Origin of the sequence: Streptomyces sp. NPDC004327, from assembly GCF_042873935.1 — a bacterium.
GTDB lineage: Bacteria > Actinomycetota > Actinomycetes > Streptomycetales > Streptomycetaceae > Streptomyces.
In genome coordinates, this window is the sequence record NZ_JBIAME010000002.1 from 530840 (window position 1) to 551894 (window position 21055).

Here is a 21055-nt window from a genome sequence, read left to right on the forward strand (position 1 = left end):
GCCCGGCAGGCCGGCCGGGACCCCGGGAGCGCCGAAGCCCTCGGCAACCGCCCCGTCCCCCCTCCGGTTCCTCGTCCGCCGGCGCCCCCGTGCCCGCCCCCTCGTCCACCCCGGAGGGTGATCTCGCCACCACCGGTTCGTCCGTCGGACCTGGGGTGATCGGCGCCGGCGCGGCGGCCGTCCTCGCCGGCGGCGGCCTCCTGGCCTTCGCGAAGCGCCGCAAGCGGGCCTCCTGACGCCCCCGCGGAGGCCCGCCGGGGCCCCTTCCGGACCGCGGCGGGTCTCGGCCATCTCCCTGGCGTTCTGCTGACGAGGTGCTGACGCCGCATCATCGATGTGGCTAACATCACGCCAACGCCGGCAGCGACGCCGGCGCGTCGAAGGAGGTGCGGCGTGCGATCTGCGCGGAAGTCTCGTGAGCGGAGCCTGGTCCTCTGCGGGATCCGAACCTCCTGGAACACGATCGGCGACGGCGAGTTCTTCTGCGAGGAGTGCGGCGGCGACCGCAACTACCGGCGCCGCACCGGCCGCCGCCGGTTCGCCCTCCTGGGCGTGCCGCTGCTGCCCCGCGGCCACGCGGGGCCGGTCGTGGAGTGCGCCGCCTGCCACACCCACTTCGGTACGGACGTGCTCACGCACCCGACCACCAGCCGCTTCTCGGGCATGCTCCGCGACGCCGTGCACACCGTCGCCCTCGCCGTCCTCGCGGCCGGCGGCACCACGTCCGCCGCCGCCGTCGACACCGCCGCCACGGCCGTCCGGGCCGCCGGATACGCGGACTGTACGGGCCTGCAGCTCGTCGAACTGGTCGAGGCGCTCGCCGCCGACACGGGCCGCTTCCTGCCGGACGTCAGCAGCGGGGGAGCGGCCCTCGCCATCGAACTCCACGAGGCCCTCGAACCCCTCTCCCCGCACCTCGCCACCGCCGGCCGCGAATCGATCCTGCTCCAGGGCGCCCGCATCGCCCTGGCCGACGGCCCGTACACACCGGCCGAGCGCGAGGTGCTGGGCACGGTGGGCAACGCGCTGGCGCTGTGCGCGGACGACACGGCGAGGCTGCTGGCGACGGCACGCAAGGTGGGCTGAGCGGCCTTCCGCGCGGTCGGCCTGCGGGGCGGCGTCCGGGGCCCGAGGCGCGCGGGGCGGGTGTCCGGGGCCCGGGCGTGCTCAGGCCGCTACGGCGCCCAGGCGGGCGAAGGCCGCGCGGGCGGCGGCCCGCTCGGCGCCGCCGAGCCGCATCCGGGTCCGTGCCGCCTCGTACGGCACCCGGAGCTCCAGCCACAGCGCGAGCGCGCGCCGCAGCGGCCCGTGCGCGAGCGTCACCGCGCCGCGCGCCCCGGCCGCCATCGCCGTGAGCAGCGGCACCTCCTCGGCCGGGTCGAGGGCCGCAAGCCCGTCGGCCGCCGCGAGCGCCGCGGCCGGGTCGCCGAGCGCGAGGTGCGTCTCGACGAGCGCGGCGAGCAGCCGGGCCCGGCCGAGCACGTCGTGCGCCGGGTCGGTCTGACAGTCCAGGGCCAGCCGCAGCCCCGCCAGCGCGGTGTCCGGCCGGCCCTGCGCGAGCCGGAGCAGGGCGAGACCCGGTTGCGGCACCCGGCCCAGTTCGTGCGCGTGGGCGTACGAGCGGGCCGCCTCGGCCCGCCGGCCCTGGCGGCGCTGGATCTCGCCGACGGCGTACGCGGCGGCCGCCGCCGTGCCGAGCGCGTCCGGCAGCACCTCCCGGCACACCAGCCGGGCCTCGTCCTCGGCCCGCGCCCACTCCCCGAGCAGGTCGAGCACCTCGACGTGGTGGATCCGGCACGGGCCGCGGAAGGGATTGCCGGGCAGTCCGGCGCACCAGGCCATCGCCGCCTCGGTCCACTGCCCGGCGCGCGCGAGCTCGGCCGCGTGCACGCACTCGCCGAGGGCCAGGTCGTAGAGGCGGCCCGTGGAGAGGTCGCTCAGTTCGCCCGCGATGACGGCGCGCATCGCCTCGTCGAGGAGGGCGAGCGCCTCCGCGCGGTGGGCGGGGCCCTGGGCGAGCAGGACCGAGGAGGCGGCCTGGCGGGCCAGGGCGAGGAGGCCGGGGTCGCCGGAGCGGGCGGCGAGGCGGGTCATGCGGCGGGCGGCGGCGAGCGCCGCGGCCGGGGCGTGGTGCTCCTCGGCGTCCGCGACGTCGGACCAGGCGAGGAGGCACTGCTCGGGGCAGTCGGGCCGGCCCTCCAGGTGGTGCCGGGCCCGGTGCAGCCAGCCCGCGGCGACGGCGGGCCGCCCGAGCCGGCGGTACTCCGCGGCCAGCCACCACGCGGCCCGCCCCGCACCGCGCGGGTCGTGCGCCGCGACGTACCCGGCGTGCGCCCGCAGCCGCGCCGCGACCGACTCGTCGACGCGACCGGACCACCAGGCGGCGTCGGCGAGCGCGTCGAGCTCGCCGGGCCCGAGCGGCGCGAGGGGATGCCGGTCGGCCGCGTGCAGCCGGGCGTAGACGCCGCCCCGGTCCGCGGCCGCCGCGTCCTGGGCCCGCGCGACGACAGCCACGCTCTCAGGTTAGGCCGGGGGAGGGGACGGGGCCCGGGGACGGGGTGGGGGGCCCGAAACGGCACCGGGCCCGGGGGAAGCCCCCGGGCCCGGTGCCGTCCGGTGAAGGAGACGCGCGGCCGTCAGGCGAGTTCGACGCCGCTCGCCCGCAGCATGTCCTCGCGCTCCACGATCTTCACGCGCTCGCGGCCCTGGGCCTCGCCGAGGGCCTTCTCGGCCGCGTCGAGCTTGTACCAGCCCTCCCACGTCGTGTACGTGACGCCCTTGCCCTCCAGGAAGGCCACGACGGCGGCCTCGTCCGGGGTCTCGGGGGTGAGGAGGCGGCCGTTGGCGTGGTCGTCGAGGAGGTTGGCCACGGTCTCGTTGGCGTCGCCCTTGGTGTGGCCGATGAGGCCGACGGGGCCGCGGCGGATCCAGCCGGTGACGTAGGTGGAGGCCATGTGCTCGCCGGTCTCCTCCATCACGCGGCCGCCCTCGTCGGGGACGGTGCCGGTGGCGGTGTCCCACGGGAGCTTGGGCAGCTCGTCGGAGAGGTAGCCGACGGCGCGGTAGACGGCCTGGACGTCCCAGTCGGTGGTCTGCCCGGTGCCCTTGACGTTGCCGGTGCCGTCCAGCTCGGTGCGCTCGGTGCGCAGGCCGACGACCTTGCCGTCCTCGCCGAGGATCTCGACCGGCGACTCGAAGAAGTGCAGGAAGAGCTTGTGCGGGCGGTCGCCGACGTCGCGGATCGCCCAGTTCTCCAGGGTCTTGGCGACCATGTCGGTCTGCTTGTTCTTGCGGCGCTCGGCTATCGAGCCCTCGTCGTAGTCGATGTCCTCGGGGTTGACGATGACCTCGATGTTCGGCGAGTGGTCCAGCTCGCGCAGCTCCATGGGGCTGAACTTCGCCTGGGCCGGGCCGCGGCGCCCGAAGACGTGGATCTCGACGGCCTTGTTGGCCTTGAGGCCGTCGTGGACGTTCGCCGGGATCTCGGTCGGGAGGAGCTCGTCGGCCGTCTTCGCGAGGATGCGGGCGATGTCGAGGGCGACGTTGCCGACGCCGAGGACGGCGACCTTCTCGGCGGACAGCTCCCAGTCGCGCGGGACGTCCGGGTGGCCGTCGTACCAGGAGGCGAAGTCGGCCGCGCCGAGCGAGCCGTCGAGCTCGACGCCCGGGATGCGCAGCTCGCGGTCGGCCATGGCGCCGGTGGAGAAGATCACGGCGTCGTAGAAGGCGCGGAGGTCGTCGAGGTGGATGTCGGTGCCGTAGTCGACGTTGCCGAAGAGGCGGACCTGCGGCTTGTCGAGGACCTGGTGGAGGGCGGTGATGATGCCCTTGATGCGCGGGTGGTCGGGCGCGACGCCGTAGCGGATGAGGCCGAAGGGCGCGGGCATCCGCTCGAAGAGGTCGATGGACACACCCGGTGCGGCGGCGGCCTCGGACTTCAGCAGCGCATCAGCGGCGTAGATCCCGGCGGGGCCGGCGCCGACGATCGCGACCCGGAGGGGGCGGGGCATGACTGGATTCCCTTCGCATACGACGTGGCGGCGAAGGCAGCCGCCGCTTAGGTCACCCTAAATAACGCGTGTCGCGAGGTGGTACCCGCCCCCGGTCTATGGCCTCATAAGGCGGACTTATGAGATCTCAAAGGGAACCCTGGACTCCGTCGCCGTCCCGAACGCCCGCGGTGCGGAGCGCGGCGCGGCGGCCGCCCTCTTCCCGGAGGCGGCCGCCACGTCGCTCATGCCGGGCCCGGCCGGCGGGACGGGCTCAGGCGAGGGTCACAGGGACCAGGAGAACTTCACGGCCTCCATGGGGATGGCCTTGCCGACGGTGCCGACGATGCCCTCGTCCTTGCAGCCGGAGCGGTAGGTCGCGAACGGGGACGGGGAGGAGCTGACGCCGCCCACGTTGCGCAGCCAGCCCTCCGCGTAGATGTTGCCCTGGCCGCCCAGCCGGCTGTCGGGGCAGTAGTAGTACGAGATGGCCTCGATCGGCGTGTTCATGCGCTCGGTGCCGATCTGGATGTCGTGGCTCGGGTTGGCGCACTGGTAGGTGGAGTCCCAGCCGTAGTTCGCGCGGTGGGCCTTCATGCAGAGGCTGCCGTAGTTGATGCGCACCCGCAGGGCCTCCAGGTTGCGGGCCTCGCCGATCGAGCCGGCCCACGCGCCGTTGCACACCTCGGACTTCCAGCCGACGTCCTGCACATGCGGCGTGTAGCAGACCGAGGCGCCCTCGGCGGCCTGCGCGGTGCCGGCGCTCGCGCCGGCTCCCAGGGTCGCCACCACGGCCAGGCCGGCCGCGGCCAGGGCGCGCGTCATCGTCTTGAACATCATTCATTCCCCCGTCGGATGAGAACGATCGCGGATCGCCGGTTGCCGATCCCGGATCGCCGAACGGTGAGCGATGCTATCCGGCCATCATCAACTACCCAATCGATAAATCGATGTGGGGATTTCCGCGAAGGCGGGGGATTGCCCCACCCCGGGCCCGGGGGGCCGCCGCAATGTCCGTGACCGGGGTGGCGTGGTCAGCTGGGCGGGTGAAGGAACGTATCGGTTATGCCGCGTGGATCGCGGGCGTCGTCCAGTTCTTCGTCGTCCATGGAATTGTTCAATCCGCTTGGACGCAACCCTACAGCTGGGCGCACAACAACATCAGTGACCTGGGAAATGCCCTCTGCGCACTCCAGCGGGAGCCCGAACCCCGCTTTGTCTGCTCGCCCGAACACGGCCTGATGAACGGCTCGTTCGTCGTCCTCGGCACCCTGCTCGCCGTCGGTTTCGTGCTCACCGGCCCGCTCTGGCGCCGGGGCGCCGCCGCCGGCACCGCCCGCGTCCTGTCGGCCGCGGCCGGCCTCGGTTTCGTCCTGGTCGGCCTCGCGCCCGCCGACACCCACGAGAACCAGCACGTCCTCGGCGCGCTGCTCATCATGGGTCTCGGCAACACCGGACTCGTGGCGGCGGGCGCCGCCGGACTGTCCAAGGATCTGCCGGGCGGCCTGCGCCGGGCCACCGGCCTCCTCGGTGCCGTCGCGCTGACAGCCCTCGCGCTCTTCCTGTCCCACCACTACCTGGGCCTCGGCATGGGCGGCATGGAACGGGTCGCGGCGCTGCCCGTCCTGCTGTGGGCACTGGTGGCGGGCGCGTACGGCCTGCGTCCGGGCCCGCGCCCCGCTCCGGCACCCGGCCGGCTCACCTCGGGGTGAAGAGGATCTGCTCGGAGGGGAGCGTCATCCGCAGCGTGTTCGTGTCGGTGACCTCGACGATGTTGTGCAGTCCGGTCTGCTCCTTCGGATCGGCCTGCGTCAGGTCGAGGAACTTGTCCTCGGTCCCTCCCGCCAGGTACATCCGGAAGGCGTCCAGCGTGGTGTTGCCGAGCGACAGGTACTCCTTCAGGCGCCGGAACAGCTTCGGCAGGATCACCACGTCATCGGTGATCGACTGCATCCCGGTGACCTTCGCCCCGGTGACGGTCACGTCGCCCATCGCGTCGGCCGCGATGTTCCAGATGCCCTTGCCGGTCCCGGCCTTCGCCAGCTCCTTCGCGGCGGCCAGCTCGCGCCGCAGCTCGGGGTCGAGGCCCGCGTAGAACATCGGATACGCCAACCCGTCGGCGACCAGCTGGTAGTTGGCCGTCTCCTTCAGACGCCGCACCCCCACGTCCAGCTCGTAACCGCTGGCCCCCGGCGGCTCGGTGCCCTTGCCGACGAACGACACGCAGCGGCCGAAGACGTCGGTGCCGCGCGTGAGGATGTAGCCGGGGACGGTGTCGGGCGTCGCGGAGATGACGTCGTGGGGGTGCTGGGGGTCGGGAGTGCGGCGGATGTCGCCGAAGCCGAGCCAGGTCAGCAGGGCGTCCGTGGCGGCGTCACCGAGCTTGGCCGGCTGGTGCTTCTCCTCCCCGTAGCTCCCCGAGTAGTGCGTCTCCAGCGCGTCGATGCCTTCGAGCCGGACGTCGACGTGGCCGTCCCGCGCCGGTTGGGGCCTCTTGCAGCCCTGTACGAGCTTCCACTCGCCCACGTAGTCCGGGATGAAGGGGATCGTGTCCCCGTCGGGGGCCGTATGGCCGGAGAGATGGAAGGATCCCTTGATCAGCAGCATGAGCATGGTGGCTCCCACGGCGATGTGCGTGCGGCATGGAAGGGAACCGGTTCTCCTCCTTCCATGCTGCGACCGGTCGCGGACGCGTGCCATCGGAGCGGATCGCGGGTGCGGGGAGTACGCGCTGACGCAGAGGCGTACGCCGGCGCGCATCCGGCGCACATCGGCATCCGACGCACATCGGCGCCGGCATCGCGGGCGTGCTCCGCGTCAGGCGGCGTCGCCCATGTAGATCATCGCCACGACGAGGCCGATGGTCGCGGCCCACAGGAGCAGGGCTCCGAGGGCGACCACCACCCGTGTGAAGACGGGGTAGACGCCGACGGACATCGCCGGGGAGTCCGGCAGGTAGCTGATCTCGACCTCGCTCGCGTACGCCTGCCGGTAGTAGCGGTGCGTCACGCCGTTCCGGTCGGTGTACTCGTACGTTCCCGACTTGCCGTACGGGCTCGTGCGCACCGCCATCACCGTGATGCCGCGCCTGGGCAGCACCCACATCCGGAAGTTCCCCTCCGTCGCGGCGGTGCTCAAGACGTTGAGGAGGATCGCCACGAACCCCAGCGGGAGCGAGAGGATCAGTGCGCCCGGCTCCCCGTGCTTGACGACCAGCACGCTCATGGTGATGAGCGCCCCGAGACCGGGTCCGAGGCCCAGCACGGCCCACACCACACCCCGTGCCCTCACTCCGGCGCTCACGGTCCCCTCGGGCGTACGGGGCGGCCGCAGCGAGCGCGTCGTCACGAGCGCCGCCCCGTCGAAGGACGCCTCCGGCTCCGGCAGCCGGGCCAGCGCCGCGCCCACCGTCGACGCGAACACGTACGCCGGCGTGTCGTTCACGCCCTGGACGACGTGCACGACGGGCTCGGCGCCCTCCGGCACGCGGACCACGACGGTGACGGCCCGCCCGCCCGGCGACACCCGCTCGACGGCCCGCAGCGGTATCCGCACCTCCTCGTCCCCGCGCCGCAGCGTCAACGCGTCGTCCTCATGCCGGAGGACGACGCCGCCGCTGCCGCGCAGGATGGGCGTGGAGGGTGCCGTCATCTCTTCACACCGGCGACGAACGCGGCCCAGGCGGCGGCCGGGACGACGAGCGCGGGACCGGTGGGGTTCTTGCTGTCGCGGACGGGAACGACACCGGGGACGCCGTCGAGGACTTCGAGGCAGTCGCCGCCTTCGCCGTTGCTGTAGGAGCTCTTGCGCCAGGCGGCGCCGACGAAGTCGTACGAGACTTCGACGCAGTCGCCGCCCTGGCTGTTGCTGTAGGAGCTCTTGAACCAGTGGGCGTTGCTCAGGTCGTACTCGCGCATCGTCTGAAGTCCTCCGCCGCCGATTCGATCAGGGCCAGGGACGCCTCCGGCGACAAGGCGGCGACCCTGAGCAGATCGTAGGCGCGCTGTGCACGCTTCACCACCGCCGGATCATCGAGGAGTGTCCCTGAAAACGACGTTTCCGTATAGGCCGTTGGCGGCTGGTCCTTGAACTCCATCAGCTTGAGCGTGCCGTTCATGGAGGCGTGCGCTCCGGTCGTGCGCGGCAACACTGTGACCAGTACCCAGCGCTGCCGGATCAGCGTCGCGATGTGGTCCAGTTGCCTCGCCATGGCTGCCGGACCACCTACGGGGTGGCGGATCGCGTTCTCGTGCAGGACCACCCAATACTCGGGCCTTGTAGCGTCATCCTGGAGGATCGACTGTCGCTCGATCCGTGAGCTGACCTTTTCCTCGACGTACTCCACTGTTGCGAACGGGTTCGCGGCCACCGTCACAGCCCGCGCGTACTCCGGTGTCTGCAGCAGGCCCGGGATGACCGTCGGTCCGAAGTCGCACAGCTTCGTCGCCACCGCCTCAAGCTCCGCCACCTCGTGGAAATACGAGGCATACGGCGAGTTGTTGATGAGCTTCTGGCAGGTCCGTTCGAAAATACCGCCGGTTTGTAGCACCTCGTCGATTCTCTGGGCCACGTCCAACTGCGGCTTGCGTACCCCCTGCTCGAACAGGCCGATGTACGTCCCCGACACGAACACCCTTGCGCCCAGATCGGTCCGTGAGATCCCCGCCGCTTCGCGGCTCTCCCTCAAGAGCCCACCGAAGAACTCCCACGTCGCCTGCTGTTTGCCTTTGGCCATGGATTAACTCACCAGCTCCACACCGCTCTTGTTGCTCCATCGCGTCTGTCGAGTCTACGGATTCCCCTCCACCCTGGTTGTCGTAACCGGGAATTGGATTCGGAAAGGAATGCGTTGTGAAGGAAGAAGGCATGCGATCGACAGAAGAGGCACGTGAGGCAGTGACGGAATTGCGCGAGGCGCTCGACCGGGCCGGAATCGTCCTTCCCTCGCTCGGGCTCGACGCCGTCACCCTCGCCGCCGATCCGCCCCGGCCGCTGGTCGAGCTCGGGCGCTGCACGGCGGCGACGGCGAGGCTGCTCGCGCAGGCGCTCATGCCGGAAAGGGGCCGAGGATGAAACTGCCCGTAGGGGTCTACGTGATCGACATCCGTACGGGGAAGGTCGGGACGGTCATGGGGCACGAGGGCCCGTATCTCCAGGTGCGGCCTCTCGGCGGCGGGCGCGAGTGGGACTGCGAGCCGGACGGCGTGCGGGTCGCCACCGCCGCCGAGCGGCTGAGCGCGGCGACGGCGCACGCGAACGCGCGGAGCAGGGGTGAGGTCTCGTGAGGGGCGCGTAGGGGTCCGCGGGGGAGCGCGGCCCCCGCGGACCCCTGAACTCGGAGGACTCAGAACTGCTGGACGAAGTACGGCTCGACGGTGAGGTAGCCGTTGCCCCGGGCGCCGTAGAGCGTGCCGCGGCTCTGCTGGGCGAGGGTGTACCAGGAGTCGACGTAGTCCGGGTCGTCGGTCCACCAGTCGTTGGGCATGGCGTCCAGGATCGCGTTGACGAGCGGGACGTAGGCGCCCTGGTCGGTGATGGTGAGGAGCACCGTGGCGATGGCCTTGGCGAGGTCGCGGTAGTTGGTGCTGCCGTCCTCCTCCATCATCACGGCGTCGGCGAGGTTGTACTTGTAGTACGACCAGTTGACCAGGATCTGGTTCGGCCGGTAGACCGTGCCGTCGTTGTCGAGGTACGGCATGTCGACCGGGTCGACGCGGACCTTGCCGTCCTGGCCGAAGCCGCTGACGAGGGTGTAGATCTCGGCGTCGCCCTTGATCCAGGGCTCCTCGTCGTCGTTGAGGTGGACGGCGGTGATCTTCGTGGTCCAGAAGCCGGCGGTGGCGGCGGCCGTGGCCGTGTTCGTCGCGCCCGGCGCCGCCGGTGCGGCGGACTCGACGCCGGCCCTCACCAGCTCCTGGCGCATGACGTCGAGGCCGGCCGCCAGTGCCCTGGTGCCGTCGATGTCGACGACGTACACGGGCCGCGCGGGCGCCTTGCGGGCGTCCAGGCGGTGGGCCCGGCCCTGGCTGTCGTAGGCGGTGACGGTGCGGGCGTCGTCGTCCGGGACGGCGGCGGCGACCCAGGGGGTGACGCCGGCCGTCAGCGCGGCGCGCATCGACGCGTCGCCGAGCCGCAGCCGCAGCAGCGAACCGGTCCTGGTGCCCAGGCCCTTGGCCTTCGCGATGTCCTGATCGGCGGCGGCGAGCCGGGACTTCAGCGCTCCGTGCGCCTTCTCGGCGACGGGCACCTCGGCCCCGGCCGTCCTGAGCGCCGCCGCGCGCAGGCTCGTGTTCCAGGCGCCGTCGCCGAGCGACCGGGCGATGTCCTGGGCCGCCCGGTCCTGGGCGGAGGTGACGGCGGCCCTGGTGACGGCCGCCGAGGCCCGGGCCGCGGTCTGGGCCGCGGTCTGGGCTGCGGTCCGGGCGGCGGCCGGGGCCGGGGTGGCGGCGGTGGCCACGGAGGCGGCGCCGAGGGTCTGGGCCGCGCAGAGCGCGACGAGGGTGGCCGCGGTGGCGGTTAACGTGCCGCGTCGTCGGGTGGGACGAGGTCTCACGGTGATCGCTCCTCCAGTGGGAGTGGGGCCCGTAAACGGGGTGCCGGGGACGATCTATGCGGGTAGAAGGTTTCCTCGGGCATCATGATGACGAGGACATGTCACGCGCACAAGGTCTCCTCGGCAGCCGACGCGGCGCGGGCCGTCCCTCCGCCCGCTCCTTGCCGTTCCTCGCCGGGCGGGCGGTGGCCGATCATGGACGGCCGTGACTCCGGATGCCGGCGTGTGCATGGCGAATCACCGCTCTTCGCATACGCGAGAATGGCTCCATGAGTCTGTTCCGCGACGACGGCATCGTGCTGCGCACCCAGAAGCTGGGCGAAGCGGACCGCATCATCACGATCCTCACGCGCGGTCACGGCCGCGTGCGCGCCGTCGCGCGCGGAGTGCGGCGGACCAAGTCGAAGTTCGGGGCGCGGCTCGAACCGTTCTCGCACGTGGACGTGCAGTTCTTCGCTCGCGGGAGTGAGCTGATCGGACGCGGGCTGCCGCTCTGCACGCAGAGCGAGACCATCGCCGCGTACGGCAGCGGCATCGTCACCGACTACGCGCGGTACACCGCGGGCACCGCGATGCTGGAGACGGCGGAACGGTTCACCGACCACGAGGGCGAGCCCGCCGTACAGCAGTACCTGCTGCTCGTCGGGGGACTGCGCACCCTCGCGCGCGGGGAGCACGCCCCCCACCTCATCCTCGACGCCTTCCTGCTGCGCTCGCTCGCCGTCAACGGCTACGCGCCCAGCTTCGAGGACTGTGCGAAATGCGGACTTCCCGGCCCGAACCGCTTCTTTTCGGTCGCGGCGGGCGGAGTCATCTGCGCGGACTGCCGGGTACCCGGAAGCGTCGTACCCTCAGCGGAGGCCGTAGGGCTGCTCAGCGCGCTGCTGACCGGCGACTGGGCGACGGCGGACGCGTGCGAGCCGCGTCACGTCAGGGAGGGCAGCGGACTCGTGTCCGCCTATCTGCACTGGCACCTGGAACGCGGGCTGCGCTCGCTGCGGTATGTAGAGAAGAGCTAGGAGACACCACGCCATGGCCATCGCACGACTCCTCGGACGCCAGCGACGGGAATACAGGACTCCCGAGCCGCACCCGTCCGGTGCCCGCCCGCCGAAGCTCCAGACGGAGCTCGTGCCCGAGCACGTCGCGATCGTCATGGACGGCAACGGCCGCTGGGCCAAGGAGCGCGGCCTGCCGCGCACCGAGGGGCACAAGGTCGGCGCCGAGCAGGTGCTCGACGTCCTCCAGGGCGCGATCGAGATGGGCGTCGGCGCGATCTCGCTGTACGCCTTCTCCACCGAGAACTGGAAGCGCTCGCCCGAAGAGGTGCGCTTCCTCATGAACTTCAACCGCGACTTCATCCGCAAGACCCGCGACCAGCTCGACGCGCTCGGCATCCGGGTGCGCTGGGTGGGCCGGATGCCCAAGCTGTGGAAGTCGGTCGCCAAGGAGCTCCAGGTCGCCCAGGAGCAGACCAAGGACAACACCAGGCTCACGCTCTACTTCTGCATGAACTACGGCGGTCGCGCCGAGCTCACGGACGCGGCGCAGGCGCTCGCCGAGGACGTGAAGGCGGGCCGGCTCGACCCGGCGAAGATCACCGAGAAGACCATCCAGAAGTACCTCTACTACCCCGACATGCCGGACGTCGACCTCTTCCTGCGGCCCAGCGGCGAGCAGCGCACCTCCAACTACCTGATCTGGCAGAGCGCGTACGCCGAGATGGTCTTCCAGGACGTGCTGTGGCCCGACTTCGACCGCCGCGACCTGTGGCGGGCGTGCGTCGAGTACGCGCAGCGCGACCGCCGCTTCGGCGGCGTGGACCCGGCGGACCTCGCCGTGCTCGACAAGGCGTGAGCGGGGACGGGGGGCCGGTGACGATGGAACTGGTGTACACGCCGACGCGCGAGGACGTCCTCGACGCGATACGGGTGCGAATGCGGACGCGGCCGTCCGGGCGCCGGATGCGGTGGCTGATGCCCGTCACGACGGTCCTGGCGGCCCTGGTGATCGTCCTGAAGCTGACCGGGCCCGGCGAGCCCGACGTCGGCGGCATCGTGCTCATGATCTGGCTCGGGCTGGCCGCGGCCCTCCTGCCCACGCTCGTGCCCCGGCTCACCGCCCGGCAGATGTACCCGATGCTGGAGCGGCAGGGCGAGTTCACGGCCCGCGTGGACGAGGAGGGGGTCCGCTTCACCACCCGCGAGAGCGAGACCGCCAGCCGCTGGCAGATGCTGTCCACGTACGTCGAGACGCCCACCCAGTTCGTCCTGCTCACCGCCGACAAGGGCGGCGTGGCCTTCGCCACCCTGCCCAAGCGTGCGCTCGCCGCTCCGGACGACGTCGACCGGCTGCGCGCCTTCCTGGACGCGCGCATCACCCGTATCTGACCCCGGGCATCTGACCCCGGGCATACGGAAGGGCCCGCACCGAGCGATGTCGGTGCGGGCCCTTCCGTATGTCAGGTCACCGCGTCACTTCGCCGCGCACTCCGCGCACGTGCCGAAGATCTCCACCGTGTGCGCCACGTTCACGAAGCCGTGCTCCGAGGCGATCGTCTCCGCCCACTGCTCGACCGCCGGGCCCTCGACCTCCACGGCCTTGCCGCAGACGCGGCACACCAGGTGGTGGTGGTGCTCGCCGGTCGAGCAGCGGCGGTAGACCGTCTCGCCGTCGCTGGTGCGCAGCGCGTCGACCTCGCCGGCGTCGGCCAGGGACTGCAGCGTGCGGTAGACGGTGGTGAGGCCGACGGAGTCGCCGCGGTGCTTGAGCATGTCGTGCAGCTCCTGGGCGCTGCGGAACTCGTCCAGCTCGTTCAGCGCCGCCGACACGGCGGCCCGCTGCTTGGTCGAGCGGCCTTGTACGGGGGGTCCTGCCGTCGCCACGGGGGCCTCCTTGAATGCTTGTCTGCCCCCGCCATTCTGCCAGCCTCCCCCTCCTGCGATGTCAGACCTTCACGTCGTCCGAGGGGCGGCGGGTGGCCGGAACCGTCGCCTCGACCGCCGCGTCGCAGGCACGGGTGGCGGCCTCGGCGGCCTTCGCGCGGCGCCGGGCGAGCGGGGTGGCGAGGGCGGTGAGCGCGATGAAGACGGCGATCGCGAGGAGGACGATCGTCGCGCCGGGCGGGGCGTCCACGTAGTACGTGGTGACGGTGCCGGAAAGGGTGACGGCGGTGCCGATGACGACCGCGAGCACGAAGGTCGTACGGAAGGACCGGGACAGCTGCTGGGCGGCGGCCACCGGGACCACCATCAGGGCGCTGACCAGGAGCAGGCCGACGACGCGCATGGCGACCGTGACGGTCACGGCGGCGGTGATCGCGACGAGCAGGTTGAGCAGGCGCACCGGCAGGCCGGTGACGCGGGCGAAGTCCTCGTCCTGGCTGACGGCGAAGAGCTGGCGGCGCAGGCCGACGGTGACGAGGACGACGAAGGCGGCGAGGACGACGATCGCCGTGACGTCGGCCGGGGAGACCGTGGCGAGGGAGCCGAAGAGGTACGAGACCAGGTTGGCGTTGGAGCCGGTCGGCGACAGGTTCATCAGCAGGACGCCGCCGGCCATGCCGCCGTAGAAGAGCAGCGCGAGGGCGAGGTCGCCGCGGGTCCTGCCGTACGCGCGGATCAGCTCCATGGCGACGGAACCGGCGACGGCGACCAGGGTGGCCATCCAGACCGGGCTGGAGTTCAGCAGGAAGCCGAGACCGACACCGGTCATGGCGACGTGGCCGATGCCGTCGCCCATGAGCGCCTGGCGGCGCTGCACGAGGTAGACGCCGACGGCGGGGGCGGTGATGCCGACCAGCACGGCCGCGATGAGCGCCCGCTGCATGGCGGGGGAGGCGAGGAAGTCCATGGTCAGGTCAGCAGTCCCGTACGGAGCGGCTCGTCGGCCGCGTGAGGATGGACGTGGTCGTGGCCGGGCAGGGCGTGCTGGCCCACGGCCTCCGGCGGCGGGCCGTCGTGGACGACGCAGCCGTCGCGGAGCACGACCGCGCGGTCGATGAGGGGCTCCAGGGGGCCCAGCTCGTGCAGGACGAGGAGGACGGAGGCGCCGCCGGCGACCTGCTCGCGCAGGGTGGCGGCGAGGATCTCCTGGCTGGCGAGGTCGACGCCGGCCATCGGCTCGTCCATGATCAGCAGCTCGGGCTCGGAGGCGAGCGCGCGGGCGATGAGGACGCGCTGGTGCTGGCCGCCGGAGAGCGCCGAGACGGAGTCCCCGGCGCGGTCGGCGAGGCCGACGAGCGCGATGGCGCGGGCGACTGCGGCCCGGTCCGCCTTGGTCAGCCAGCCGAACCTCCGGCGGGAGAGCCGGCCGGAGGTGACGACCTCGCGGATCGTGGCGGGCACGCCCCCGGCGGCGGTGGTGCGCTGCGGCACGTAGCCGACCCGGGCCCAGTCGCGGAAACGCTTGCGCGGGGTGCCGAAGAGCTCGATGGTGCCGCCGGTCAGCGGCACCTGGCCGATGATCGAGCGGACGGCGGTGGACTTGCCGGAGCCGTTGGCGCCGAGCAGCGCGACGACCTCGCCGCGGCCGACGGTGAGGTCGACGCCGCGGAGGACGGGGCGCGCGCCGAGGGCCGCGGTGGCGCCGCGGACGGAGATGACGGGCTGGTCGTTCACCATGACCTCTTCCTGGATTCCGGTCACTTGGCGCCGAGCGCGGTCTTCAGGGCGGCGAGGTTGGACCGCATGACCTCGAGGTAGTCGTGGCCCTTGGACTTGTCCGTGATGCCTTCGAGCGGGTCGAGCACGTCGGTCTTCAGACCGGTGTCGCCGGCGAGGGTCTTCGCGGTCTTGTCGCTCGCGAGGGTCTCGAAGAAGACGGTGGAGACCTTGTCCTGCTTCGCGATGTCCTGGAGCTGCTGGACGCGGGCGGGGCTCGGCTCGGACTCGGGGTCGACGCCGGAGATGGCCTCCTGTTCCAGGCCGTAGCGCTCGGCGAGGTAGCCGAAGGCGGCGTGGGTGGTGATGAAGGTCTTGGTGGCCGTGTTCCTCAGGCCGTCCGCGTACGCCGTGTTCAGCTCGTCGAGCTGCTTCACCAGGGTGTCGGTGTTCTTCTTGTAGTCGGCGGCGTGGGCCGGGTCGGCCTTCTCGAAGGCGGCGCCGACGCCCTTGGCGACCTGGGCGTAGCGCACCGGGTCGAGCCAGATGTGCGGGTCGGCGCCGGCCTCGGACGCGTGGTCGTGGCCCTGGTGGCCCGCCTCCTCGGCGCCGTGCTCGTGGCCGCCGGCCTCGGTTCCGTGCTCTTCCATCGTGGTCAGCTTGGCGGCGTCGACGGTGTTCTCCACGCCGGACTGCGCGATGGCGTCGTCGACGGCGGGCTGGAGGCCCTTGAGGTAGAGGATCACGTCGGCGGTGCCGAGGTCGACGACCTGCCGGGGCTTGAGCTCCAGGTCGTGCGGCTCGACGCCGGGCTTGGTGAGCGTGTCGACGGCGATGTGGTCGCCGCCTATCCGCTCGGCGAGGAACTGCATCGGGTAGAACGACGCCACCACGTCCAGCTTCCCGTTCCCGCTCTTGTCGGCCGCGTCCGACTTCCCGCCGCAGGCGGAGAGGGTGACGAGACCGAGCGCGACGGCTCCGGCGACGGCGGTCGTGGGTATCAGTCGGCGTACGTTCATGACACTCATTTTCAACAAAGATGGAAACGGTTGTCAATTGCCGATGGCCGGGGCGGGGCGGGCAGCCCCCCGGGCAGTCGCCGGGCGGCCTCCGGGCGGGAACCGATTTGATACGGGGCCCCAGGGCGCCGGTAACCTGAGGCATTCGCACTTCGTCGTCGTAATGAAGAGAGCACCGTGGCCGCCGACAAGATCGACACCATCGTCAGCCTGAGCAAGCGCCGTGGCTTCGTTTTCCCCTGCAGTGAGATCTACGGCGGTCAGCGCGCCGCCTGGGATTACGGGCACCTGGGCGTCGAGCTCAAGGAGAACATCAAGCGCCAGTGGTGGCGTTACATGGTCACCTCGCGCGAGGACGTCGTCGGCATCGACTCGTCGGTCATCCTGGCCACCGAGGTCTGGGAGGCGTCCGGTCACGTCGCGACCTTCACCGACCCGCTGACCGAGTGCACCTCCTGCCACAAGCGCTACCGCGCCGACCACCTGGAGGAGGCGTACGAGGAGAAGCACGGCCGCCTCCCCGAGAACGGCCTCGTCGACCTCAACTGCCCCAACTGCGGCAACAAGGGCACCTTCACCGAGCCCAAGCAGTTCTCCGGCCTGCTCTCCACGCACCTCGGCCCGACCCAGGACTCCGGCTCCGTCGCGTACCTGCGCCCCGAGACGGCCCAGGGCATCTTCACCAACTTCGCCCAGGTGCAGACGACCGCGCGCAAGAAGCCCCCGTTCGGCATCGCGCAGATGGGCAAGTCCTTCCGGAACGAGATCACTCCGGGCAACTTCATCTTCCGCACCCGCGAGTTCGAGCAGATGGAGATGGAGTTCTTCGTCAAGCCGGGCGAGGACGAGCAGTGGCAGGAATACTGGATGGAGCAGCGCTGGAACTGGTACACCGGCCTGGGTCTCCGTGAGGAGAACATGCGCTGGTACGAGCACCCGGCGGAGAAGCTCTCCCACTACTCCAAGCGCACCGCCGACATCGAGTACCGCTTCCAGTTCGGCGGCAGCGAGTGGGGCGAGCTCGAGGGCGTCGCCAACCGCACCGACTACGACCTCTCCGCGCACTCCAAGGCCTCCGGCACCGACCTGGTCTACTTCGACCAGGAGGCCCAGGAGCGCTGGACGCCGTACGTCATCGAGCCGGCCGCCGGTGTCGGCCGCACCATGCTCGCCTTCCTGCTCGACGCGTACGTCGAGGACGAGGCCCCCAACGCCAAGGGCGTCATGGAGAAGCGCACCGTGCTGCGCCTCGACCACCGCCTGGCCCCGGTCAAGGTCGCCGTCCTGCCGCTGTCCCGCAACCCGCAGCTCTCGCCGAAGGCCAAGGGCCTCGCGGCCGACCTGCGGCAGAACTGGAACATCGACTTCGACGACGCCGGTGCCATCGGCCGCCGCTACCGTCGCCAGGACGAGATCGGCACGCCGTTCTGCGTCACCGTCGACTTCGACACCCTCGACGACAACGCGGTGACCGTGCGCGAGCGCGACACCATGAAGCAGGAGCGCGTCTCCCTGGACCAGATCCAGGGCTACCTGGCCAGCCGCCTCATCGGCGCCTGACCTGCCTGAGGGCGCATGGCGAAGCCCCCGGTTCCGTTTCCGGAACCGGGGGCTTCGTCGTGCGTGCGGAGCTACGCCTTGAGCGCGCGCTGCACCAGGGACACCACCGCGTCGAACGCCGCCTCGACGCCCTCGGCCGACCAGTCCGCCGCGTGCGCCGGGTTGTGGAAGCGGTCCGTGGCGTGGAAGACCGCGCGGGCCGTCGTCGCGGCGTCCTGCTCAGGGGCGGCGAAGACGCCGTCGCGCCGGCCGTCCGCCAGGATGCTCGCGATCTGGTCGACCAGGTGCTGCTCGTGGCGGTCGACGACGGCGCTGTTCTCGCTGATCAGCACCTGGAAGGTGGCCATCAGCTCCGGGTCGCCGCCCGCCTTGCTGCGCTTGAAGCGGAAGAGCGCGGTCAGCCAGCCGGTGAGCCGCTCGTCGGCGGGCCCGTCGCCCTCGACGTACGGCGTGAGCGAGACGATCGTGCGCGACAGCCAGCGCTCGGTGACGGCCTCGCGGAGCTCCGCCTTCGTACGGAAGTGGCGGTAGACGCTGCCGTGGCTCACGCCGAGGGCCCGGGCGACGTCGACGACGGTCGCCTTCGCCGGGCCGTAGCGGCGGAGCACCTCCTCGGTGACTTCGAGGATGCGATCGGCGGTCAGGGTCTCCGTGGTGGCCATGGAATGACAGTACCTGTCAGCGCGATCCGCCTTCAGGTGTCACCGCTCGCTGTCCAGGTGCGCCATCTGCGCCTCCGGGTAGCGCTCGCCGGCCGCCGCGTCCGCCGGCACGGCCGCCTCGATCGCCGCCAGGTCGGCCGCGTCGAGCGTGACGTCGAGCGCGCCGAGGGCCTCGGTGAGCCGGTCGCGGCGGCGGGCGCCGATCAGCGGCACGATGTCCTCGCCGCGCGCGAGCACCCAGGCGATGGCGAGCTGCGCGACCGAGACGCCCTTGGCCCCGGCGATCGCGCGCAGCCGCTCCACCAGGTCCAGGTTGTGGCCGAGGTTCTCGCCCTGGAAGCGCGGGCTGAAGCCGCGGAAGTCGCCGGCGGCGAGCTCGCGGTCCCGGGTGAAGTGGCCGCTGATCAGGCCGCGGGAGAGCACTCCGTACGCCGTGATGCCGATGCCGAGCTCGCGGGCGGTCGGCAGGATCTTCTCCTCGATGCCCCGGGAGATCAGCGAGTACTCGATCTGGAGGTCCGCGATCGGGGCGACGGCCGCCGCCCGGCGCAGGGTGTCCGCGCCGACCTCGGAGAGGCCGATGTGCCGGACGTGCCCGGCCTCGACCAGCTCGGCGATGGCGCCGACGGTCTCCTCGATCGGGACCTGCGGGTCGAGGCGGGCGATCCGGTAGACGTCGATGTGGTCGGTGCCGAGGCGCTGCAGCGAGTACGCCAGGAAGTTCTTCACCGCCGCCGGCCGGCCGTCGATCCCGCTGAAGCCGCCCTCCACCGTGCGCAGCGCGCCGAACTTCACGCTGGTCAGGGCCCGCTCGCGGGCGGCGGCCGGGGCGGTCCGCAGGGCCTCGTTGATCAGCAGCTCGTTGTGGCCCATGCCGTAGAAGTCGCCGGTGTCGAGGAGCGTGACGCCCGCGTCCAGGGCCGCGTGGATCGTCGCGACCGACTCGGCGCGGTCGGCCTCGCCGTACAGCGCGGACATGCCCATGCAGCCGAGTCCGAGCGGGAAGACGCGGGGGCCGGTGGCGCCGAGGGGGCGGGAGGGGTGCGCGTTCGGGTTCGTGGGGGTGCTCGTCTTCGTCGTCATGCCTCAACCATGACATGAGCGATGACAGATTTCAATATCTGTCAGTCGATCGGTCAGTCGGTCTGTCAGTCGATCGTCTTCGGAAGGCGGAGCGCCAGGGCGCCCGTCACCACCGCGAGGCCCAGCTGGACCAGGAGCGTCACCGTCAGCGCCGTACCCGCCCCGTCCGTCGCCGACAGCGACAGGAAGAGCGAGCCGAGCGTCGCCACACCCAGCGCCATCGCCGACTGCTGCGCGGTCACCATCACGCCGCTGCCCACGCCCGCCCGCTCCGCCGGCACCTCCGACAGCACGACCCGGAACAGCACCGGCAGCTGGAGTCCCTGGCCCAGGCCCGCGACCGCCATGCCCGGCGCCAGGTCGAGCACCGACAGGTCGGGCCAGGAGCGCGCGGCCGCCCAGACGATCAGGCCGAGGCCGAGGGCCTGGAACAGCGCGCCGGCCGGGACGATCCGGGTGCCGAAGCGGCGGACCAGCCGCGGACCGGCGAGCGAGGCGCCGAAGAAGGCGAGCGCCATCGGCGCCACCGCAAGCCCCGAGGCCACCGCGCTCAGGCCCAGGGCCTGCTGGAGCGCCACCGCGATCACGAACATGAAGCCGCTGAACCCGCCCGACAGCGGCACGATCAGCGCGATCCCGCGCCGCAGCGACACCAGGCGCAGCAGGCTCGGCGGCACCAGCGGCGTCGCGCCCCGGCGGTCCGCCCGCCGCTCCACCCACCAGAACGCGCCGGCCGCGAACGGGAACACGACGAGCGCGACCCACGTCCACAGCGGCCAGCCCGCGGCCCGGCCCTCGGTCAGCGGCGCGAGCAGGGTGAGCAGCGCGACGGCGAGCAGCAGCGTGCCCGGCACGTCGACGGGCGCCGGCCGGTCGGAGCGGGTCTCGGGAACGCTGCGGGCCGCGAGCACCAGCCCGAGCACCGCCACCGGCACGTTGACCAGGAACACCGAACGCCAGCCGGTGCCCGCGATGTCGGCGGCCACGAGCACGCCGCCCAGGATCTGGCCCACCGTCATCGACAGGCCGGCGGTGGCCCCGTACAGGCTGAGCGCCCGCGCCCGGCGCGGTCCCGCCGTCGAGGAGTGAATGGTCGCGAGGACCTGCGGCAGCATCAGCGCGGCCGCGGCACCCTGTGCCACCCGCGCGCCGACCAGCGTCCAGGCGTCCGGGGCGAGACCGCAGGCGAGCGAGGTGAGACCGAAGGCGGCCATGCCGGCGAGGAAGAGCCGGCGGCGGCCGAAGAGGTCGCCGAGCCGGCCGCCGAGGACGAGCAGCACCGCGTACGCCAGGCCGTACCCGGCGACGACCAGCTCCAGGAGCGCCGGGCCGGCGGCGAGGTCGTGGTCGATGGTGGGCAGGGCGACGTTGACGATGAAGAAGTCGACGAGCGGGAGCGAGGCGCCCAGCAGCACGGTGAACAGACCGAGCGGGCTGAGCGGCCCACCGGCCGGGAGGTCGGCGGCGGGAGGTGCGGATGCACGGGCGGACGGGGCGGTTGTCGTAGTCACACAGCCGAGCTTCCGCCTCTTGCCAGCCTGGTACCAGAGGGTGTTTATCCTGGTACAAGCACTACCTGGAAACGGGC

The 21055-nt window shown here is 71.9% G+C and carries 24 protein-coding genes; 9 read left to right on the forward strand and 15 right to left on the reverse strand.

The window, feature by feature from the left end; genetic code table 11:
- Positions 1-89: 89 nt before the first annotated feature.
- Positions 90-236 carry an LPXTG cell wall anchor domain-containing protein gene (locus ACFYU9_RS08400; RefSeq protein WP_389343687.1) on the forward strand — a complete coding sequence of 49 codons (147 nt, stop codon included), beginning with the start codon at positions 90-92 and terminating at the stop codon, positions 234-236.
- A gap of 157 nt (positions 237-393) precedes the next feature.
- On the forward strand, positions 394-1086 hold the full coding sequence (locus ACFYU9_RS08405) for a TerB family tellurite resistance protein (RefSeq protein WP_389343690.1): 693 nt from the start codon (positions 394-396) through the stop codon (positions 1084-1086).
- An 81-nt stretch (positions 1087-1167) separates the two neighbouring features.
- Here ACFYU9_RS08405 and ACFYU9_RS08410 read toward each other — a convergent pair whose 3' ends face one another.
- From ACFYU9_RS08410 to ACFYU9_RS08420, 3 genes are all read right to left on the reverse strand, one after another.
- Positions 1168-2514: a LuxR family transcriptional regulator gene (locus tag ACFYU9_RS08410; RefSeq protein WP_389343693.1), complete on the reverse strand. Its 1347-nt coding sequence runs from the start codon at positions 2512-2514 to the stop codon at positions 1168-1170.
- Positions 2515-2636: 122 nt separating this feature from the next.
- Positions 2637-4010 (reverse strand): FAD-dependent oxidoreductase, encoded by a 1374-nt coding sequence (locus ACFYU9_RS08415; RefSeq protein WP_389205985.1) that lies wholly within the window; start codon positions 4008-4010, stop codon positions 2637-2639.
- Between the two features lie 264 nt (positions 4011-4274).
- A complete protein-coding gene (locus tag ACFYU9_RS08420; RefSeq protein ID WP_389205983.1) occupies positions 4275-4814 on the reverse strand; it encodes a hypothetical protein in 540 nt (179 codons plus the stop codon).
- A gap of 185 nt (positions 4815-4999) precedes the next feature.
- On the opposite strand from ACFYU9_RS08420, the gene ACFYU9_RS08425 reads away from it, so the two are divergent.
- Entirely contained in the window at positions 5000-5701 is a 702-nt protein-coding gene (locus ACFYU9_RS08425) for a DUF998 domain-containing protein (RefSeq protein WP_389343696.1), read from the forward strand.
- On the opposite strand, the gene ACFYU9_RS08430 is transcribed toward ACFYU9_RS08425, so the two are convergent.
- The 4 genes from ACFYU9_RS08430 to ACFYU9_RS08445 all read right to left on the reverse strand — a co-directional run bounded on the left by ACFYU9_RS08430 (position 5688) and on the right by ACFYU9_RS08445 (position 8724).
- The gene (locus ACFYU9_RS08430; RefSeq protein ID WP_389205980.1) at positions 5688-6614 is read right to left on the reverse strand and encodes a nuclease; all 927 of its coding nucleotides are present in this window, start codon (positions 6612-6614) and stop codon (positions 5688-5690) included. The genes ACFYU9_RS08425 and ACFYU9_RS08430 overlap by 14 nt on opposite strands.
- A gap of 192 nt (positions 6615-6806) precedes the next feature.
- Positions 6807-7640, reverse strand: coding sequence for a hypothetical protein (locus ACFYU9_RS08435; RefSeq protein WP_389205978.1), 834 nt, complete (start codon positions 7638-7640; stop codon positions 6807-6809).
- Complete coding sequence (locus tag ACFYU9_RS08440) at positions 7637-7906, reverse strand: DUF397 domain-containing protein (RefSeq protein ID WP_389205976.1); 270 nt, start codon at positions 7904-7906, stop codon at positions 7637-7639. Before ACFYU9_RS08440 ends, ACFYU9_RS08435 begins: the two co-directional genes overlap by 4 nt.
- Positions 7888-8724, reverse strand: a complete 837-nt coding sequence (locus tag ACFYU9_RS08445; protein WP_389205974.1) for a Scr1 family TA system antitoxin-like transcriptional regulator — start codon at positions 8722-8724, stop codon at positions 7888-7890. Before ACFYU9_RS08445 ends, ACFYU9_RS08440 begins: the two co-directional genes overlap by 19 nt.
- A 131-nt stretch (positions 8725-8855) precedes the next feature.
- On the opposite strand from ACFYU9_RS08445, the gene ACFYU9_RS08450 reads away from it, so the two are divergent.
- Together ACFYU9_RS08450 and ACFYU9_RS08455 are read left to right on the forward strand one after the other, a co-directional pair.
- A complete protein-coding gene (locus tag ACFYU9_RS08450) occupies positions 8856-9062 on the forward strand; it encodes a hypothetical protein (protein ID WP_389205972.1) in 207 nt (68 codons plus the stop codon).
- Entirely contained in the window at positions 9059-9274 is a 216-nt protein-coding gene (locus tag ACFYU9_RS08455) for a hypothetical protein (protein WP_389205970.1), read from the forward strand. Before ACFYU9_RS08450 ends, ACFYU9_RS08455 begins: the two co-directional genes overlap by 4 nt.
- A gap of 59 nt (positions 9275-9333) precedes the next feature.
- Here ACFYU9_RS08455 and ACFYU9_RS08460 read toward each other — a convergent pair whose 3' ends face one another.
- Positions 9334-10542 carry a DUF3103 family protein gene (locus ACFYU9_RS08460; protein ID WP_389205968.1) on the reverse strand — a complete coding sequence of 403 codons (1209 nt, stop codon included), beginning with the start codon at positions 10540-10542 and terminating at the stop codon, positions 9334-9336.
- Between the two features lie 269 nt (positions 10543-10811).
- On the opposite strand from ACFYU9_RS08460, the gene recO reads away from it, so the two are divergent.
- Genes recO through ACFYU9_RS08475 form a run of 3 tightly spaced genes read left to right on the forward strand, consistent with a single transcriptional unit; the run spans position 10812 to position 12932 of the window.
- On the forward strand, positions 10812-11561 hold the full coding sequence (gene recO, locus ACFYU9_RS08465) for a DNA repair protein RecO (RefSeq protein ID WP_389205966.1): 750 nt from the start codon (positions 10812-10814) through the stop codon (positions 11559-11561).
- A 13-nt stretch (positions 11562-11574) separates the two neighbouring features.
- Entirely contained in the window at positions 11575-12399 is an 825-nt protein-coding gene (locus tag ACFYU9_RS08470; protein WP_389205964.1) for an isoprenyl transferase, read from the forward strand.
- Between the two features lie 32 nt (positions 12400-12431).
- Positions 12432-12932: a YcxB family protein gene (locus ACFYU9_RS08475; protein ID WP_389205962.1), complete on the forward strand. Its 501-nt coding sequence runs from the start codon at positions 12432-12434 to the stop codon at positions 12930-12932.
- 84 nt (positions 12933-13016) lie between these two features.
- On the opposite strand, the gene ACFYU9_RS08480 is transcribed toward ACFYU9_RS08475, so the two are convergent.
- The 4 genes from ACFYU9_RS08480 to ACFYU9_RS08495 form a co-directional block, all read right to left on the reverse strand.
- Complete coding sequence (locus ACFYU9_RS08480) at positions 13017-13427, reverse strand: Fur family transcriptional regulator (protein WP_389205961.1); 411 nt, start codon at positions 13425-13427, stop codon at positions 13017-13019.
- 61 nt (positions 13428-13488) lie between these two features.
- Positions 13489-14394, reverse strand: a complete 906-nt coding sequence (locus ACFYU9_RS08485) for a metal ABC transporter permease (protein ID WP_389205959.1) — start codon at positions 14392-14394, stop codon at positions 13489-13491.
- Between the two features lie 2 nt (positions 14395-14396).
- The gene (locus ACFYU9_RS08490) at positions 14397-15164 is read right to left on the reverse strand and encodes a metal ABC transporter ATP-binding protein (RefSeq protein ID WP_389205958.1); all 768 of its coding nucleotides are present in this window, start codon (positions 15162-15164) and stop codon (positions 14397-14399) included.
- Between the two features lie 20 nt (positions 15165-15184).
- A complete protein-coding gene (locus tag ACFYU9_RS08495; protein ID WP_389205956.1) occupies positions 15185-16162 on the reverse strand; it encodes a metal ABC transporter substrate-binding protein in 978 nt (325 codons plus the stop codon).
- 177 nt (positions 16163-16339) lie between these two features.
- Between ACFYU9_RS08495 and ACFYU9_RS08500 the strand changes: the two genes are divergently transcribed.
- Positions 16340-17722 carry a glycine--tRNA ligase gene (locus tag ACFYU9_RS08500; protein ID WP_389205954.1) on the forward strand — a complete coding sequence of 461 codons (1383 nt, stop codon included), beginning with the start codon at positions 16340-16342 and terminating at the stop codon, positions 17720-17722.
- A gap of 71 nt (positions 17723-17793) precedes the next feature.
- Here the strand turns inward: ACFYU9_RS08500 and ACFYU9_RS08505 are convergent, their stop codons facing one another.
- The 3 genes from ACFYU9_RS08505 to ACFYU9_RS08515 form a co-directional block, all read right to left on the reverse strand.
- Complete coding sequence (locus ACFYU9_RS08505) at positions 17794-18384, reverse strand: TetR family transcriptional regulator (RefSeq protein WP_389205952.1); 591 nt, start codon at positions 18382-18384, stop codon at positions 17794-17796.
- A gap of 39 nt (positions 18385-18423) precedes the next feature.
- The gene (locus ACFYU9_RS08510) at positions 18424-19467 is read right to left on the reverse strand and encodes an aldo/keto reductase (protein WP_389205950.1); all 1044 of its coding nucleotides are present in this window, start codon (positions 19465-19467) and stop codon (positions 18424-18426) included.
- Positions 19468-19532: 65 nt separating this feature from the next.
- The gene (locus tag ACFYU9_RS08515; protein ID WP_389205948.1) at positions 19533-20978 is read right to left on the reverse strand and encodes an MFS transporter; all 1446 of its coding nucleotides are present in this window, start codon (positions 20976-20978) and stop codon (positions 19533-19535) included.
- Between the last annotated feature and the right edge of the window lie 77 nt (positions 20979-21055).

Excerpts from the sequence above, each read along its gene's own strand:
- ACFYU9_RS08495 (WP_389205956.1), bottom strand. The coding sequence starts at position 16,162 with ATGAACGTACGCCGACTGATACCCACGACCGCCGTCGCCGGAGCCGTC.
- recO (WP_389205966.1), top strand. The coding sequence starts at position 10,812 with ATGAGTCTGTTCCGCGACGACGGCATCGTGCTGCGCACCCAGAAGCTG.
- ACFYU9_RS08450 (WP_389205972.1), top strand. The coding sequence starts at position 8,856 with ATGCGATCGACAGAAGAGGCACGTGAGGCAGTGACGGAATTGCGCGAG.
- ACFYU9_RS08455 (WP_389205970.1), top strand. The coding sequence starts at position 9,059 with ATGAAACTGCCCGTAGGGGTCTACGTGATCGACATCCGTACGGGGAAG.
- ACFYU9_RS08490 (WP_389205958.1), bottom strand. The coding sequence starts at position 15,164 with ATGGTGAACGACCAGCCCGTCATCTCCGTCCGCGGCGCCACCGCGGCC.
- ACFYU9_RS08510 (WP_389205950.1), bottom strand. The coding sequence starts at position 19,467 with ATGACGACGAAGACGAGCACCCCCACGAACCCGAACGCGCACCCCTCC.
- ACFYU9_RS08505 (WP_389205952.1), bottom strand. The coding sequence starts at position 18,384 with ATGGCCACCACGGAGACCCTGACCGCCGATCGCATCCTCGAAGTCACC.
- ACFYU9_RS08445 (WP_389205974.1), bottom strand. The coding sequence starts at position 8,724 with ATGGCCAAAGGCAAACAGCAGGCGACGTGGGAGTTCTTCGGTGGGCTC.
- ACFYU9_RS08425 (WP_389343696.1), top strand. The coding sequence starts at position 5,000 with ATGTCCGTGACCGGGGTGGCGTGGTCAGCTGGGCGGGTGAAGGAACGT.
- ACFYU9_RS08415 (WP_389205985.1), bottom strand. The coding sequence starts at position 4,010 with ATGCCCCGCCCCCTCCGGGTCGCGATCGTCGGCGCCGGCCCCGCCGGG.
- ACFYU9_RS08420 (WP_389205983.1), bottom strand. The coding sequence starts at position 4,814 with ATGACGCGCGCCCTGGCCGCGGCCGGCCTGGCCGTGGTGGCGACCCTG.
- ACFYU9_RS08435 (WP_389205978.1), bottom strand. The coding sequence starts at position 7,640 with ATGACGGCACCCTCCACGCCCATCCTGCGCGGCAGCGGCGGCGTCGTC.
- ACFYU9_RS08470 (WP_389205964.1), top strand. The coding sequence starts at position 11,575 with ATGGCCATCGCACGACTCCTCGGACGCCAGCGACGGGAATACAGGACT.
- ACFYU9_RS08440 (WP_389205976.1), bottom strand. The coding sequence starts at position 7,906 with ATGCGCGAGTACGACCTGAGCAACGCCCACTGGTTCAAGAGCTCCTAC.
- ACFYU9_RS08485 (WP_389205959.1), bottom strand. The coding sequence starts at position 14,394 with ATGGACTTCCTCGCCTCCCCCGCCATGCAGCGGGCGCTCATCGCGGCC.